At 35.0% G+C, this 16,515-nt stretch carries 14 protein-coding genes; 6 read left to right on the forward strand and 8 right to left on the reverse strand.

Going from position 1 to position 16,515, the window contains the following annotated elements; all coding sequences use genetic code 11:
* Positions 1–314: 314 nt before the first annotated feature.
* The 3 genes from recO to gdhA form a co-directional block, all read right to left on the reverse strand.
* Positions 315–1,028: a DNA repair protein RecO gene (recO, locus tag N4T20_RS03540; RefSeq protein ID WP_260671731.1), complete on the reverse strand. Its 714-nt coding sequence runs from the start codon at positions 1,026–1,028 to the stop codon at positions 315–317.
* Positions 1,029–1,100: 72 nt separating this feature from the next.
* Positions 1,101–3,383 (reverse strand): T9SS type A sorting domain-containing protein, encoded by a 2,283-nt coding sequence (locus N4T20_RS03545; protein ID WP_260673093.1) that lies wholly within the window; start codon positions 3,381–3,383, stop codon positions 1,101–1,103.
* Positions 3,384–3,511: 128 nt separating this feature from the next.
* A complete protein-coding gene (gene gdhA, locus N4T20_RS03550; protein WP_260671732.1) occupies positions 3,512–4,855 on the reverse strand; it encodes an NADP-specific glutamate dehydrogenase in 1,344 nt (447 codons plus the stop codon).
* Between the two features lie 327 nt (positions 4,856–5,182).
* Between gdhA and N4T20_RS03555 the strand changes: the two genes are divergently transcribed.
* Positions 5,183–5,974, forward strand: coding sequence for a THC0290_0291 family protein (locus tag N4T20_RS03555; protein ID WP_260671733.1), 792 nt, complete (start codon positions 5,183–5,185; stop codon positions 5,972–5,974).
* Positions 5,975–6,056: 82 nt separating this feature from the next.
* Here the strand turns inward: N4T20_RS03555 and N4T20_RS03560 are convergent, their stop codons facing one another.
* Positions 6,057–7,199: a cystathionine gamma-synthase gene (locus N4T20_RS03560; protein ID WP_260671734.1), complete on the reverse strand. Its 1,143-nt coding sequence runs from the start codon at positions 7,197–7,199 to the stop codon at positions 6,057–6,059.
* A 104-nt stretch (positions 7,200–7,303) separates the two neighbouring features.
* Here N4T20_RS03560 and N4T20_RS03565 point away from each other — a divergent pair, with 104 nt between their 5' ends.
* A complete protein-coding gene (locus N4T20_RS03565; RefSeq protein ID WP_260671735.1) occupies positions 7,304–8,047 on the forward strand; it encodes a DUF3298 and DUF4163 domain-containing protein in 744 nt (247 codons plus the stop codon).
* Positions 8,048–8,136: 89 nt separating this feature from the next.
* Here the strand turns inward: N4T20_RS03565 and N4T20_RS03570 are convergent, their stop codons facing one another.
* From N4T20_RS03570 to N4T20_RS03585, 4 genes are all read right to left on the reverse strand, one after another.
* Positions 8,137–9,282: an ATP-binding protein gene (locus tag N4T20_RS03570; RefSeq protein WP_260671736.1), complete on the reverse strand. Its 1,146-nt coding sequence runs from the start codon at positions 9,280–9,282 to the stop codon at positions 8,137–8,139.
* A gap of 115 nt (positions 9,283–9,397) precedes the next feature.
* Positions 9,398–10,153, reverse strand: a complete 756-nt coding sequence (locus N4T20_RS03575; protein WP_260671737.1) for an SDR family NAD(P)-dependent oxidoreductase — start codon at positions 10,151–10,153, stop codon at positions 9,398–9,400.
* Positions 10,154–10,238: 85 nt separating this feature from the next.
* Positions 10,239–10,745: a GNAT family N-acetyltransferase gene (locus N4T20_RS03580; protein ID WP_260671738.1), complete on the reverse strand. Its 507-nt coding sequence runs from the start codon at positions 10,743–10,745 to the stop codon at positions 10,239–10,241.
* Positions 10,746–10,763: 18 nt separating this feature from the next.
* On the reverse strand, positions 10,764–11,639 hold the full coding sequence (locus N4T20_RS03585; protein WP_260671739.1) for an aldo/keto reductase family oxidoreductase: 876 nt from the start codon (positions 11,637–11,639) through the stop codon (positions 10,764–10,766).
* Positions 11,640–11,851: 212 nt separating this feature from the next.
* On the opposite strand from N4T20_RS03585, the gene N4T20_RS03590 reads away from it, so the two are divergent.
* The 4 genes from N4T20_RS03590 to N4T20_RS03605 all read left to right on the forward strand — a co-directional run bounded on the left by N4T20_RS03590 (position 11,852) and on the right by N4T20_RS03605 (position 16,514).
* The gene (locus N4T20_RS03590; RefSeq protein WP_111425207.1) at positions 11,852–12,856 is read left to right on the forward strand and encodes an AAA family ATPase; all 1,005 of its coding nucleotides are present in this window, start codon (positions 11,852–11,854) and stop codon (positions 12,854–12,856) included.
* 94 nt (positions 12,857–12,950) lie between these two features.
* On the forward strand, positions 12,951–13,814 hold the full coding sequence (locus tag N4T20_RS03595; protein WP_260671740.1) for a DUF58 domain-containing protein: 864 nt from the start codon (positions 12,951–12,953) through the stop codon (positions 13,812–13,814).
* Positions 13,815–13,878: 64 nt separating this feature from the next.
* On the forward strand, positions 13,879–15,513 hold the full coding sequence (locus tag N4T20_RS03600) for a hypothetical protein (protein WP_260671741.1): 1,635 nt from the start codon (positions 13,879–13,881) through the stop codon (positions 15,511–15,513).
* Entirely contained in the window at positions 15,513–16,514 is a 1,002-nt protein-coding gene (locus N4T20_RS03605; RefSeq protein WP_260671742.1) for a vWA domain-containing protein, read from the forward strand. Before N4T20_RS03600 ends, N4T20_RS03605 begins: the two co-directional genes overlap by 1 nt.
* Position 16,515 lies beyond the last annotated feature (1 nt).

Genomic DNA, 16,515 nt, shown 5'->3' on the forward strand with positions numbered 1-16,515 from the left:
AAAAAATAACCAATTCTAAAAACAGCTTTCTACAAGGCTTTACTTCTTATTTAAAACCGCCGAAATAAACTTCTTTCATAAAAATTCTATTTCCAAAAACGGGATTTATCTCTACTTTTTCACGTATTTCCTGATAAAAAGTTTCGCCATTAAAATCTTCAATTTCGTAGTTAATCTGAAAACGTAATTTTCTTCATTGGTAGATTTTTTTTTAATGATTGGTGTTAGATATTTATGAGAATTTGCTCCCTTACTAAAAATGGGAATTTTTAAGTAAAAATTTACTGAGCAAGTATCTAAAAATAGAAATGTGATTATGAAAAAATTTCTTTCAAAACATTCAATGATTTTGGTCGTTTAAAACCTTCTAAATGAGAAGAATAAAAATCAATTAAAACCTTTAATAATATTTGTCTTTCAACTACATTGAAGACTTTTTGACTGTTATCAAACTTTAAATCGATAAGTTTTTTTAACAAACTGGTTTCATGCTCAGAAAGCGCTGTTGAATTGTGGAAAACCGTAAAAATTCCTTCATTTATTTCAAAGAAAGGAAGATCAATATCGGATAGGTCAGGATAAAATCCGAGATATTTTGTAATTTCCAGAAGGAGAATCAAATGAAAATTTGAAATTTCGTCGTGATGATCCAGCCAAGTCAGCGCTGTTTCTAGAAAGACAAAAAGCGGTTCGTTTTTTTCTTCTTCTTGAATAGAATGGTGAAGCATCTCAGAAAGAAACATCACCATTGTGCTTTTCACGATATCGGTGTGAATGCTCTGAAACGGTACGGCAGTTTTAATTTCTTTAAAATTCTCAAGCGTACCTTTATTTTTATGGACCGCTTCAATTTCCAAAATAGAAAATGGCTGAAAATAGGCAATCTTCTGGCTTGCTTTTCGGCTTGAAAAAGCATCGCGCACAAAATAAGATTTCAATCCGCTAGAAAGCGTAAAACATTTTACGATCAAGCTTTTTTCTTGAAATTTTAAAGATGAAATTACTATGGCTTTTGTTTTGACTAACAATTTTTGATTTTTAGACTTCTTAGATACTAGACTTCTTAGACATTTTTAACTTTCAGACTTTCGCCTTTTCGATTAACGAATAATCATCACTTTTTTAACTTTCGTTTCTCCTCCGTCTTCGGCAGAAATAAAAACCATATAAACGCCAGAGGCCACTTTGTATTTGCCAAAAGCAGTAGTATCCCATTCAATAGTTCCGCCAGAAGCTGTTACTTCGTAAACTAAATTTCCTTCGATATCTGTGATTTTAACATTGGCTTTATCAATTAATCCAGCAACTTTCACAGTTCCCGTATAGGTTGGGCGCACTGGATTTGGATACACATATACATTGCTCAAATCGTCGCTTGCTCCTGTTGCAATTCCATTAAACGAAACCAGCCCTTTATTGGTGGCAATAAAAACTTCTCCTGTTTTAGCATTTATCTTAACATCAGTGACATCATTGCTTGGCAATGGAGAATTGTTTATTGTAAAATGATATTTGGTTTCCTGGCCGTTTGGCGAAACCATAAAAACACCAGAATCTGCAGTCCCGATCCATTTATTATTCGCTCCGTCAACAGCAATAGAAGTAATGAATTGCTCGTATAATAATTCTTGCGCCAAATCATCTTCGTTTATAATAATAGGATTTGCTTTTAACTGACTTTCCGACTGAAAATTGCTGACATTGGACAAAACTCTAAGCCCTTTTGTTGTTCCTATCCAAAGCTGATTTTTTGTATCTATTGCTAATGCTCTAACATCGGCTATAGGTAAATTTCCGGCATCGACCCCAAAAGTCATTTTTTTGAATGTATTGGCACTTTCATTAAAACCAACAACTCCATCTTTACTGGTTCCAATCCATTTTACGTTATTGCGATCAATAACCAGACTGGAATAATTGCTTTCTTCGGCATTATCCAAAATAGAAGTCATGGCATAACTCCCCCATTGTCCATTTGTTTTTAAAACTTTCAGACCATTTTTAATTCGGCTATTTGTTACCCAAAGATTTGCAGCTTTATCAAATGCTGCTGCATTGATTCGGACATCAATATAGTCTGGACCTTCTGTAGCTATAGATTCCAAACCGCTATTTTTTTCATTATATAAAAAATTCGGCACGTCATTTTCAATTTTCACCAGACCCGAAAAGAAAGAGCTTGCATAAACTTGTTTTTCGTTGTTCGGATTAACGAGAACTTTTGTAATAGATTTTGCATCATACACTTCAGAGTATGGAATGTTTAGCCATCCTGAAGCATTATACCTGCTGACTCCATAATTATCTAAAGGATATGGGTTATATGAAGCATCATAATCACCGTAAACTGCCCACAAAACGCTTGAACCCGCGTCGATAGCAAAAATATTGTTGCGAACTGGCCCAGCTGGAGTATTATTTTCAAAAGCGGCGACATTTGTAAGTGAAGAAGCAAAGAGCCCTTTTTCTTTTGTTCCAATAAAAATTTGGTTTCCAACTGCCGTTGCACAGCTAAAATTCAACGTATTATCCAGCACCTGAGAATTTGAAATTTGTCGATTCAGCACCATCTGATTATTATACACATAAACAGTATTGGCAGTTGTGACAAATAGATTATGATTTTTTGCTCTTGTATCAACGGCTGTTTGGGGTAGCTGGAAAAAACCGACAAAGGTATTCGAATTGAATCTGTGAATATATCCAGAATCATTTATCGCAATAAGTTCAGCATCCAAAGTCTCGACGCTTGACCAACTTCCTCCTGTTACAACCGACCACTGATTATAGTCTATAAGATTTGCATTTGTCTTATCTGCTTTTCTAATGCCGCTTGATGTTGCCGCAAAAATGAATCCGTTAAATAAGGTGGTTTGCTTCACGCTTATTTCTGCTCCATTGTCGCCAATAAAATAAGTGTCGCCAAACTGAGAAGTCTTCAAATTGAATTGCACAATTCCGAAATCGCAAGAAACATAGACCATTCCATTATCTTCCATAAAATGATTGATCTTTTTTGTGTTTGCCGGCAGTTGTTTGTTAATTATGTCAACTTTTTTCAGAATACTTCCATCACCTTCATTGACTAAAATCATCAAGCCATTTTCGTAACCGATTATTGTTTTTTTGAATGCTTCACTATAATAAACTGCAGAAATTGTCTGACCTGATAGTCCATCAACGGTAGTTGTTGACTTAAGAATATTTGTGGACACGTTTTTTGAAAACAAGGCATTTTCTGAAGCCGCAAATACACTTGTAGCCGACTCAGAAATATCTTTTATTTCATTAAATGAGAAATATCCCTGCCAAGACAGTTTGCCCTGCGCTCCGCAAAACTGAATGAGAAGTAAAAACAAACCGCAGCAAAATACTTTTTTCATCATTTAATATATTCGATTAGGGCAAATATACTACAAACAAGATTTTATTTAATTTTTAGCACAAATAAAATACCCCCGATATCTTATGCAGATAATCGAGGGCATTTTTTTATAGTTGTAAGTAAATCTTAAACGACACCTTGCGCAAGCATCGCATCGGCTACTTTTACAAATCCCGCAATGTTTGCTCCTTTTACGTAGTTAACATATCCGTCTTCTTCAGCACCGTATTTTTTACATTGGTTATGAATTCCAACCATGATATCTTTCAATCTCAAATCTACCTCTTCACTAGTCCAATTCAAACGGATTGAGTTTTGAGTCATTTCTAATCCAGAAGCAGCAACACCTCCAGCGTTTGCAGCTTTTCCTGGTGCAAATAACACTTTGTTGTCTAAGAAAAGTTTAATAGCATCTAAAGTAGAAGGCATATTTGCAGCTTCTGTTACGCATAAAACGCCATTATCAATTAATTTCTTAGCATCATCTCCGTTTAATTCGTTTTGAGTAGCACATGGAATTGCGATATCTACTTTTACTTCCCAAGGGCTTTTTCCTTTATGGAAAATAGCATTTGGATATTTCTCTAAATATCTTTCTGCTCTGTTATCTCCTGTAGCTCTCATCTCAACCATATGGTCGATTTTTTCTCCAGAAATTCCTTCTTCATCATAAATGTATCCGTCAGGTCCAGAAATTGTAACTACTTTACCTCCTAATTCATTTACTTTTAAAGCTACTCCCCAAGCCACATTTCCGAATCCAGAAATTGCCACTCTTTTTCCTTTAATCTCATGACCAATAGTACGAAGCATTTGATCTGTAAAATAAACTACTCCATATCCTGTAGCTTCTGGTCTGATTAATGAACCTCCGTAAGCCAAACCTTTACCAGTTAAAACTCCAGTAAATTCATTTCTAATTCTTTTGTACTGTCCAAACAAATAACCAATTTCTCTTGCTCCCACACCAATATCTCCAGCAGGAACGTCAAGGTCTGGCCCAATATGACGGCATAATTCTGTCATAAACGACTGGCAGAAACGCATAATTTCTCCGTCAGATTTTCCTTCTGGGTCAAAATCAGATCCTCCTTTACCTCCACCCATTGGAAGCGTTGTCAAACTGTTTTTGAAAACTTGTTCGAAAGCCAAGAATTTTAAAACTGATAAATTTACGGTATGGTGAAATCTGATTCCTCCTTTGTAAGGTCCAATTGCAGAGTTCATCTGAATTCTAAAACCTCTATTTACAATAATTTCTCCTTTATCGTCTACCCACGGAACTCTAAATATTATTGATCTTTCCGGTTCAGCGATTCTTAAAAGAATATTCTTTCCATCGTATTTTTTACGTTCAGATATAAACGGAATTACAGTTTCTGCAAATTCTCTAACAGCTTGAAGAAATTCTGGCTCATTTGGATTTTTTGACTCAACAAGAGCCATAAATTCATTTATTTTTTGTTCCATCTTTGAAATAAATTTTCAGATAATTTTAGACTTAAATTTTTACTCTTATAAAATAAGAAATCACGTTTAAGAAAACGTTTTCGTTTTAACCGACAAAGATATAGCAAATAATGATTCGAAGTTATATTTTTCACTTTTTTAAAGCGATTTGTGTTTTTTTCAAACATTCCAAAAAAAACACATTTTTCATGTAGGTGTTTACATATAAAACACCTTTTAAAAGTTAGTAAATTAAGTATTTTGTTACTTATTTTTCAATACAGCGATTTAATATTTTGAATCGATTATGTTTTTTATATATTTGCCGTGATTTGTAAGCCCTCAAGTATGTCTAAACCCCTATTTATCACATTATTTGCCTTGTTCGGCATCACAACTGCTGTATCAGCGCAAGGACTCGCACAAGAGATCGGAATCTATGCTGGCCCAGTAACTTTACAGTCCGATTTTGGCGAAAGAAATAACTTTGATACGAATGTTGGAAACACAGGTTACGGCATCGGAATTATGCACTTCATCAACTTTTCTGCCAATAATAATAGAGAAAATTATTTTACAGAACATTTTAAAGTAAGATCTGATCTGTCGTACAGCAGAACTACTTTAAAACATTTTGGACAGTGGGTTGAAAGAAAACCGAACGGAATCTTTGCTCAGCAGCTGAAAAATATGCACGCAAGCTCTAGTATTGTAGGCTTAGGTGCTCAAGTAGAATTTTCTCCTTTTATGAAAATTCACGACTTCGAAAACTCAGTTGGTAGCTTTAGTCCGTATGGAGCTTTAGGGTTTCAGGTGAACTATTATTCAACTAAAATTGGATCTCATTTAGGAGATATTAATCTGCCTGATGTGACTCCAGGAAAATACCTAACTCCATCTGATGGGCGTCCGCATGGTTTTTCTACCGAAACCGGTGTGGTTTTATCTGCAACAGCCGCAGTCGGGGTTCATTACAAATTGACTGACATGAGCGATTTAATGTTTGAAACTCGTTTCCAAATGTATAACTCGGATTGGATCGACGGATTAAACCCAAATAAAGATATTTACAAAGAAAACAAATCTAACGACTGGCAGGTTTGGTTTAACTTCGGATACATTTACTATTTAGAGTTTTAAATCTCAATAATTCAACATAAAAAATCCCAAATTCCAAAATAACTAAAATTGGAATTTGGGTTTTTTATTTTTTGGGATTTAATTAAGCTAAAGCCTGCTCCAAATCGGCTATTAAATCTTCTGCATCTTCAATACCAACGCTTAATCTAACCAAATCATCAGTTATACCAACTTCTGCTCTCTTATCTGCAGGAATTGAGGCGTGTGTCATTAATGCCGGATGATTAGCCAATGATTCTACTCCGCCTAAAGATTCAGCAAGAGTAAATACTTTCAGCTTTTCTAAAAACGCGATAGAATCTTCTTTTTTTCCCGATTTGAAATCGAAAGAAACCATTCCTCCAAAAGCCTTCATTTGTTTCTTTGCAATTTCATGAAACGGGTGATTCTTTAAACCTGGATAATACACCGTTTTAATCTTGGGGTGACTGCTTAAAAACTCCACCACTTTTTCTCCATTTTCGCAATGTCTCTGAACTCTTAAAGCCAAAGTCTTGATTCCTCTTAAAACCAAAAAGCTATCCATTGGCCCAAGTGTTGCTCCTGTAGCAAACTGCTGAAAATGCAATTGATCTCCAAGGGCTGCGTCTTTTACAATTAAAGCACCCGCAATAACATCAGAGTGTCCTCCTAAATATTTTGTTGCAGAGTGCATTACAATATCAGCTCCTAAATCTAAAGGTTTCTGCAAATATGGCGTTGCAAAAGTATTATCTACAGCAAGAAGAATTTTTTTCTCTTGTGTAATTTTTGCTATTTCCTGAATATCCGCCAATTTCATTAATGGATTGGTTGGCGTTTCTACCCAAATCAGTTTAGTGTTTTCGTTGATTAGACTTTTCAGTTTTTCGATATTCGTCATATCAACAAAATGAAATTTAATACCCGAATCTTTATATACGCGCGAGAACATTCTGTACGTTCCTCCATATAAATCATCCATTGCAATGATTTCGTCTCCAGCTTTAAAAGATCTTAAAACACAATCTGTAGCAGCAAGACCAGACGAAAATGCCAATCCGCGCGTTCCGTTTTCAATACTTGCTAAAGCGTCTTCTAAAGCAGTACGCGTAGGATTAGACGCCCTACTGTATTCGTAATCCGCCAAAGGTTTTCCTGGGCTTGTTTGCACAAATGTTGAAGTCTGGTACACTGGCGGCATAACTGCACCTGTGCTTGGATCATGATGCTGTCCTCCGTGTATTACTTTTGTATTGAATTTCATATAGTTATAAATTTAAATTCCTTAATTCTTTTACAAATTTACCGCTTAATTTATTTTATCGCGACACAACTTCTTACCTTTGTAGATAATTAACACTTTTTGATATGAAAAATTACATATTTATAATCTTTTTGTGTTTGATTTTTACAAGTTGCAAAAAAGAGCTTTCATTTGAAAATGAAACGTTTGAAGAGAAATCTACTGTCCCGTGCACCAATGACTGTCCAAAAATCACGATAGAAGTTCCAATAGCTAAAAATAATAAAACAGCATCAGACAGCATTAATAAAAAAGTCTTTGCTGTCATAAAAGAGATTGTCTTTTTTGAAGAAGATTCCGTAAAAGTCGATGACTACAAATCGTTGGCAAAATCGTTTATTGCTTCATACGAAGAAATGCATCAAAAATTTCCAAATGATACTTTTGGTTGGGAAGCAAAGATTATTGGCAATGTCGAATTTGAATCTGATCAGGTTTTAAATCTTAAAATCGACCACTATACTTTTACTGGCGGTGCTCATGGATATCAGGGCTACCGATCATTGCTATTCGATAAAAAAACAGGAAAAACAATTTTCAACAGACAATTATTTAAAAACGAAAATGAGTTTAAGGCTTTCGCTGAAAAAACTTTTAGAACAAAATATAAAATCCCAAAAAAATCGAATATTAATGCAACCGGATTAATGTTTGAAAATGATAAATTCCAACTGCCTCAAAACATTTTCTACACTTCTGCAGGTTTGCTTTTATATTACAACTCATACGAAGCCGCATCTTATGCAGATGGCCCAAAAGAGCTTTTATTTCCTTATGAAGAAGTAAAAAAGTATTTGAATTTTCAATAAAAGAAACAATTTATCAAAATGTTAGACGCACTGCAGTGCGTCTCTACAGAAAAACCTTTGTTACTTTCTATCTCTAAACCTTTGAACCTTTACTGCACATCATACTTCATTTTACGCAAAACCCTCAAAGCTTCTTTAAACGAAGTATAAACTTGCCTGTAAGGTTTGAGAAGCAATTTTGCATCAATTAGTTTTTGTCGCGCATCTTCGAAACCATTCAAATAGCAGATCATAAAAGTAGAAGGCAGATTTTCTAAATCTTTCATTTCCCGTTCAGACAGGGTAATTTCTTTTTGGAGTTTGGCCAATAAAGCCATATTCGAATTGTAGATATGATACAGCATTTTACGGTTAAATTCTGGCGGCTGAAAAAGCATCTGACGGTCTATTTTATAGTATCCGTTGTCAAAAAAATGAATTGTTTGCTCCTCTAACGGATAATAGCTCGTTTTGTCATTCAGCCCTAGAGGAACATATTCTGTAATGGTAAAAGTATCATCATTATAATCTATCGTAACCACATCCTGCGCAGAATAAAAAAGCTTAATCTGTTCGTTGATCAATTCGATATCAACACGGGACAAATAGGTTTTTTCACGAAGTTTCTTCGGAACTCCCGCCCAACAGATTACAAACAATTCTTTAAAAACGCGATATTTTGGCGACATATCCTTGTGCCTAAAATTCATGAAATCGATAACGCCGTCTAAAGTATACTGAATGCTGTTTCTAGAACTGTTTTCAATTCCAATTACCGTTTCTGTATTCTGATTGTTTTTCTCGATTTCTTCATGTTCTTCTAGCGGAATCGAATTACTGCCCCGCCTCACAAAAACACTGTTGGCAAGAATCGTATGAATTCCTTTTTTGAAGTACGAAATTTTACTTTTAGGTTTTATGGTAACCAGACCGATTACTTTGTCTTTTGGAAGATTTGGAAATGGGACGTTTTCGTATTGAATTTTTGGAGGATTTTCTAAAAAAGCATTGACTAGATTCTGAATTCGGCTGTCATCGAAGAAATCGTCGCCGACAATTTCGTTGTCCTGATCTTCTACTCCAACTACGATATAAGAATTATTATTTGGGTTGGAATTGGACAAGGCGCAAATATGCTTTAGAAACTTGCCTTTCCCTTCTCTCGAATGAAGATTCAATTGCCTTTTCTTATCATAAAAACTGCTTTCGTCATTATGAGCGAGGAGATTTTTAATTAAAAGGCGTTTATTAATCATTGTTTTAGACTTCTTATATTTTAGACATTAGACTTCCTAGGCTACCGAACTTTAGATTTTAGACTTCTTAAATTTAAATTATTGAAATCTAAGAAGTCTAAGTTAGTCTAAAAATCTAAATATTCTTCTTAACAATTGTCGAAGAGGCCTGCGCCGTGCTCATGACAACCAAATCCGCAATATTAACATGATATGGTCTTGAAACCACAAAATGGATAATATCAGCAATATCTTCAGCCTGCAACGGATCAAATCCTTTGTAGACATTTGCCGCTCTTTCGACATCTCCTTTAAAACGGACTTCGCTGAATTCAGTCGCAACCATTCCTGGGTGAATGCCACCAACTCTAATTCCAAACGGGTTTAAATCGATTCGCATTCCAGCTGTAATGGCATCAACCGCGTGTTTAGAACCGCAGTATACATTTCCGTTAGGATACACTTCTTTGGCAGCTGTTGAACCAATATTAATAATATGCCCAGATTGTCTCTCAACCATCTGAGGAATTATCGCTTTAGAAACGTACAAAAGTCCTTTTACATTAATATCAATCATCGCATCCCAATCGTCTAAATCTCCATTTTGGATAGGATCTAAACCATGCGCATTTCCTGCATTATTAATTAAAACGTCGATTGTCGAAAAATCGTTTGGCAAAGCACCTATTTTTTCAAGAACCTCTTTTTTGTTTCGGACATCAAATGCTAAAGAATGCACTTCGGTAAAAGCAGAAAGTTCTTTTTGAAGTTCTTCCAAACGGTCTATACGTCTGCCGCAAAGCACAACCTTGAAATTATTTTTTGCTAAAATCTGAGCGGTCGCTTTTCCTATTCCGCTCGTAGCGCCAGTAATTAAAACTGTTTTTTTCATTTTATTTTTTTCATTTTGCTACAGATTAAAAGAATTTAATGATTTTTCAATCTGTAAAAATTCTTTTAATCTGCGGCAAATATTTTTAATTCTTATTCATCCATTCCTCTAAATTCAACACCATATTAAGTGCAGTCCAAATTTCTCCGTCTACTTCTCTTATGAGTTTTTTATCGGGATTAATGGCAAACCCAACTTTTTCATAGCATTTTTGAGCTCCAATATTAAAATCGAAAACATTCAATTCGATGTTTCTTTCTTTCCTGTTTTCAAAAATAAATTGCAGCAACAAAACCACCATTTTTTCACCAATTCCCTTTCCTCTCTGATTTTCGTCAATAATCAGGATTCGACCCAATTTTGCACTATCATCTTTAAAGTAAATTTCGCAATGTCCTAACGTATTTCCATTAGAACTATCGGCAACTCTAAAAGCAACTCTATTTTCATCAGAAAGCGTTTTATCTATTTGACTCTCCGTTAAGGGAAAAGTGAATTCGGGTCCGCCAAATTGCATCAAATCTTTTGCATTTTTGACCGAATTGATCAATTCAGAATAATCTTTTTTCTCAAATTTTTCTAGGCATATCATTTTTCAGAATAGTAAAAATTAAGGCACATCGTCGCCCATACTTTCTGTCCAAATTGCAAACCAGTCTTCTTTGTCCATTTCCAATTCAACTGCTTTCATTAAAGATTGAATTCTAGCAATGTTTACTGTTCCTGCAATCGGAATTACTTTTGCAGGGTGTTTTAAAATCCAAGCCAATAGAAGCGTATCCGAACCTAAATGATATTTTTCTACCAAAGTAGAGAACAGTTTTTTTAAACGGCGTGTTTTCTTGGTATCTTCTCTAAAAACAGTTCCAAGCGGATTCCATGACAATGGTCTAATTCCGTTCGTCTGCATATAATCCAAACTGCCGTCAAGCATTGGCTCATAATGCGTTGCAGAAAACTGCACTTGATTGTAACTCACTTCTGTTTTTTGGCGAATTAATTCTGTTTGAGAGCTTGTAAAATTGGAAAGACCAAAATCAATGATTTTTCCTTCTCCTTTTAATTTCTCAACTGCTTCTGCGATTTCGTCAGCCTGCATTAATGGACTTGGTCTGTGAAGCAGAAAAACATCTACATAATCTGTTTTTAAATTTTTCAAAGATGTTTCGACAGACTTAATAATATAGTCTTTAGAATAATCATAATGTTTGATTTTGTTTTCAGGGCGTTTATCAGCAATCATCTGAATACCGCACTTGGTAATTAATTGTAATTTTTCACGATCAATTTTACTTGCGTGAAAGGCTTTTCCAAAATCGGCTTCGGTCGTATACGAACCGTAAATATCCGCGTGATCAAAAGTCGTAATTTTGTTTTCGATACTCACTTGTATCATGTTTTCCATTTCTTTGGTTGTAAGGTTTTTATCCCAAACTCCCCAATTCATAGTGCCCGAAATTATAGGCGATAGGACTGTTTTGCTCATAATAATTATGCGTTATTTTTGGTAATAATTATGCTTTAATAAAACATAATCATCAAAGTTCTTAAAAATATAAAAATAGATTCACAATTAGTCCTTAAAATTAGGTCATTGGTCGAAGTTTTAACCATTCTTTAACATCTTACTTCTCAAAAAATATTCAATTTGCACTCTCAAAAATTAGGCGTAAAAATCAAGGTTTTAAAAATATTTATATGGAAGAAAATACAACGACTTTAGACATTAGAGCGATAAATGAAAAAATTGAAAGAGAAAGTGCTTTTATAGACCTTCTTACAATGGAAATGAACAAAGTTATTGTGGGTCAGAAACATATGGTCGAGCGTCTATTGATCGGATTACTTGGACAAGGGCATATTTTATTGGAAGGAGTTCCTGGTCTGGCAAAAACTTTAGCCATCAATACGCTTTCTCAAGCGGTTCAGGGTTCTTTCAGCCGTATCCAGTTTACGCCAGATTTATTGCCTGCCGATGTTATCGGAACCATGATTTACAACATTAAAGCAAACGAGTTCTCAATTAAAAAAGGGCCTATTTTCGCCAATTTCGTACTTGCCGATGAGATTAACCGTGCTCCTGCAAAGGTTCAGTCAGCGCTTTTGGAGGCAATGCAGGAAAAACAAGTTACTATTGGTGACTCTACATTCAAATTAGATCGTCCTTTCTTAGTATTGGCAACGCAAAACCCTGTTGAGCAAGAAGGTACTTATGCACTTCCTGAAGCGCAGGTTGACCGTTTTATGCTGAAAACCGTTATTGATTACCCAAAAATTGACGAAGAGCGTTTTGTAATCCGCCAAAACTTAAAAGGAACTTTCGAAAAAGTAAATCCTGTAGTTTCTGTAGATCAGATTTTACGCGCGCAAGAAGCCGTTCGTGAAGTTTACATGGACGAAAAAATTGAGAAATACATCTTAGATATTATTTTCGCTACGCGCTACCCAGAAAAATACAAATTAGCCGATTTAAAACCGCTTATCAGTTTTGGAGCTTCTCCTCGTGGAAGTATCAACTTGGCTAATGCTGCTAAATGTTATGCTTTCATCAAACGTCGCGGTTATGTAATTCCAGAAGACGTTCGTGCAGTTGTTCACGATGTGTTACGCCACAGAGTTGGAATCACTTACGAAGCAGAAGCAGAAAACATTACTTCTGTAGACATTATCAACAAAATCGTTAACGAGATTGAGGTACCTTAAAAAATTTTAGATTTTAGATTGCAGATTTTAGATTTAAATCTGCGGTCTAGAAAACAATCTAAAATCTAATATCTAAAATCTGCAATCCAAAAAAATGGATACAAAAGAGCTTTTAAAAAAAGTACGGAAAATAGAAATCAAAACGAAGAGACTGAGCAATCATATCTTTTCTGGAGAATACCACTCTTCATTTAAAGGACGAGGAATGACGTTTAGCGAGGTGCGTCAATACCAATACGGAGATGATATTCGTAACATCGATTGGAACGTAACCGCACGCTACAACGAAGCTCACGTTAAAGTATTTGAAGAAGAACGCGAACTGACTATGGTTTTGATGGTCGATATTTCGGGTTCTGAATCTTTTGGTTCTAAAAATCAATTTAAAAAAGACATTGTAACCGAAATTGCGGCAACGATGGCTTTTTCGGCTACGCAGAATAATGACAAAATTGGTTTAATCCTATTTTCTGATGCAATAGAATTATATATTCCGCCCAAAAAAGGACGTTCGCACGTATTGCGCATAATCCGTGAATTGATCGAATTTGAACCAAAAAGCCATAAAACTGACATTGCACAAGCTTTGAAATTTTTATCTGGAACCCAGAAAAAGAAAGCCATCATTTTTATGATTTCCGATTTTATGTCTGATTCTTACGAGCATACTTTAAAAATTGCTTCTAAAAAACACGACATCACAGGTGTACGCGTGTACGATATCCGCGAAGAAAAAATTCCAAATTTAGGAATGGTGCATATGCTGGATGCCGAAACAGGCAATATACAATTGGTTGATACAGGTTCAAAAACCGTACGAATGAATTATGAGAAGCATTATCAGGAAAAGTTAAATTACTTTAAAGATACATTCCGTAAATCTGGAGCAGGAATTGTAAATACAAGAGTAGACGAAAATTACGTTACTAAACTATTAGGCTATTTCAAATCACGATAAAAATCTGGCAATTTTGATTAACAAATCAAAAATCGTTAATCTAAAATCAACAATCGTTAATCAAATGAAATTTAAACTTTATATATTTTTATTGCTTTTTTCTACCCTGATTTTTGCACAGCAGAAACCAGTAGAAACGAGCATTGATACTACAAAAAACAAAATTGGCGCAGAGTTTAAACTGACGCTTAAAACTGTTGTAAGCTCAAAATCGAAAGTTGAATTTCCGAAGCTTAAAAACATTGGGCCATTAGAAGTAATTCAATCTTATCCAATTGATACGGTTAAGAAAGACGACACTTATGAGCTAATCAAAAAATACGGATTAACACAGTTTGATTCTGGTCGTTATACCATTCCGAGCGTCAAAATTTTAATTGATAAAAAACCTTTCTTTTCAGATTCGATTAAAGTTGAAGTGGCCAATGTAAAAGTAGACACTTTACAGCAGAAAATGTACGATATCAAAGATATAGCTCCTGCTAATGAGGGAATGGGAAGTTGGTGGATTTACGTTTTAATTGTTTTAGCTATTATCGGAATCGGAGCTTTTGTCTATTGGTACGTTAAAAAACGCCAGCTGAAAAAAATCGAAGAAGAAGTTTATAAAACGCCTATCGAAAAAGCGACTAGCTTATTAAACAACCTAGAGCAAAAAGAACTGGTTCAAAAAGGCGAGATTAAAGAATACTATAGCGAACTAACTGATATTGCTAGAAATTATATCGAAGAAGCCATTCATATTCCAGCTATGGAAAGCACAACTTCTGAATTGATTCAGGCCATCAGAATAGCATCGACTCAAAAGAAAATGACGCTTACGCCAGAAACGGTTGAAAATCTGGAACGTGTTCTGCGTCAGGCCGATTTGGTGAAATTTGCTAAATCAAAACCACTTGATTTTGAAATTACAGAAGATCGAAATAAAATTCAAAAAGTAATTTTAACACTTGACAACGCTATTCCGACAGAAGTTCCTGAGGATATAGAAGATCAGTTGTTGAACGAAGCGCAACGACAAAAACAAATTCAGGCGCAGCTTAAAAAACAGCGTAATGCAAGAATTGGTTATGCAGTAGCAGCTATCATACTTTTATTATTTGCCACAACAACTTTCTTTGTAGTTACCAAAGGATTCAATTACGTAAAAGACAATATTATTGGCCATCCTTCTAAAGAATTATTGGAAGGCGAATGGGTAAAAAGTGCTTATGGAAGTCCAGCTGTTCTTATCGAAACTCCAAAGGTTTTAAAAAGAATGGACGCTCAAAAGGTGCTTCCAAAAGAAGCAATGGCACTTATCAAGGAAATGCAGCTTTTTACATACGGAAGCATAATTGATAATTTCTATGTAACAGTTTCTACATCTAAATTCAAACAGCCAACTGATATTGATTTAAGCAAAACCCTTGAAGGCACTCTAAAAATCATTGAGGCTCAAGGCGGACAAAATATTATTGTGAAACAAGAAGATTTTCAAACAAACGAAGGCATTCAGGGAATAAAAGGCTATGGAACAATGACTGTATTGAATCCTGCGACCAAAACGAGTACAAAAGCATACTATGAATTGCTACTATTCAAACAAGATCAAGGATTACAGCAAATCATGATTTTGCATGAAGAAGGCGATACTTATGCAAACGAGATTACAACTCGTATCTTAAATTCTGTTGAACTTCAAAGAGCAAACAACTAATGAGTAAGATCACTTTTTTAAATCCAGAATTTCTTTGGTTGTTCCTACTAATTCCGATTGCGATAATCTGGTTTTTCTGGAAACGCAACCAGCAGTCGGCTACCTTAAAAATGAGTTCGACAGCAGGATTTCGAAACAGCGAATCTTTACTCACAAAGCTAAAACCTTGTTTATACGTTTTTAGAATTTTAGCTTTAAGTTCGCTAATTATAGCATTGGCACGACCAAGAACAGTAGACATTAGCAACCAGACTAAAACTACAAAAGGAATTGATATTGTAATGGCAATTGACGTTTCTGGTTCTATGCTTGCAAAAGATTTAAAGCCAAACCGAATGGAAGCTTTGAAAAGAGTTGCTGCAGATTTCGTTGAAGAAAGGCCAAATGACAGAATCGGATTGGTTTTGTATGCTTCTGAAGCGTATACAAAAACCCCTGTTACAAGCGATAAAGCTATTATTCTGGAAGCCATAAAAGGCATTAAATATGATAATGTTTTACAAGACGGAACAGGAATCGGAATGGGATTGGCAACGGCCGTAAATCGTCTGAAAGACAGCAAAGCAAAAAGCCGCGTTATCATTTTGCTTACCGATGGTGTAAACAACGCTGGTTTTATTGAGCCAGAAACAGCATCGGATATTGCAAAGCAATACGGAATTAAAGTTTATACGATTGGACTTGGAACAAACGGAATGGCAGAATCTCCATATGCATATGCTCCAAATGGCGGTTTCTTATTCAAAATGCAAAAAGTTGAAATCGATGAAAAGCTGATGCGAAACATTGCCAAAAAAACCGATGGAACTTATTTTAGAGCAACAAGCAACGATAAATTAGCCGAAATATACAACTCGATCAATAAATTGGAAACGACAGAAATTCAGGAATTGAAATTCTATGATTATGACGAAAAATACAGGTTTTTTGTTTTATTTGCAGGCTTTTTGCTGTTGCTAGAAGTTGGATTAAGAAATACGGTTTACAGAAGCTTCATTTGAT

This window comes from Flavobacterium sp. TR2 (assembly GCF_025252405.1).
GTDB lineage: Bacteria > Bacteroidota > Bacteroidia > Flavobacteriales > Flavobacteriaceae > Flavobacterium.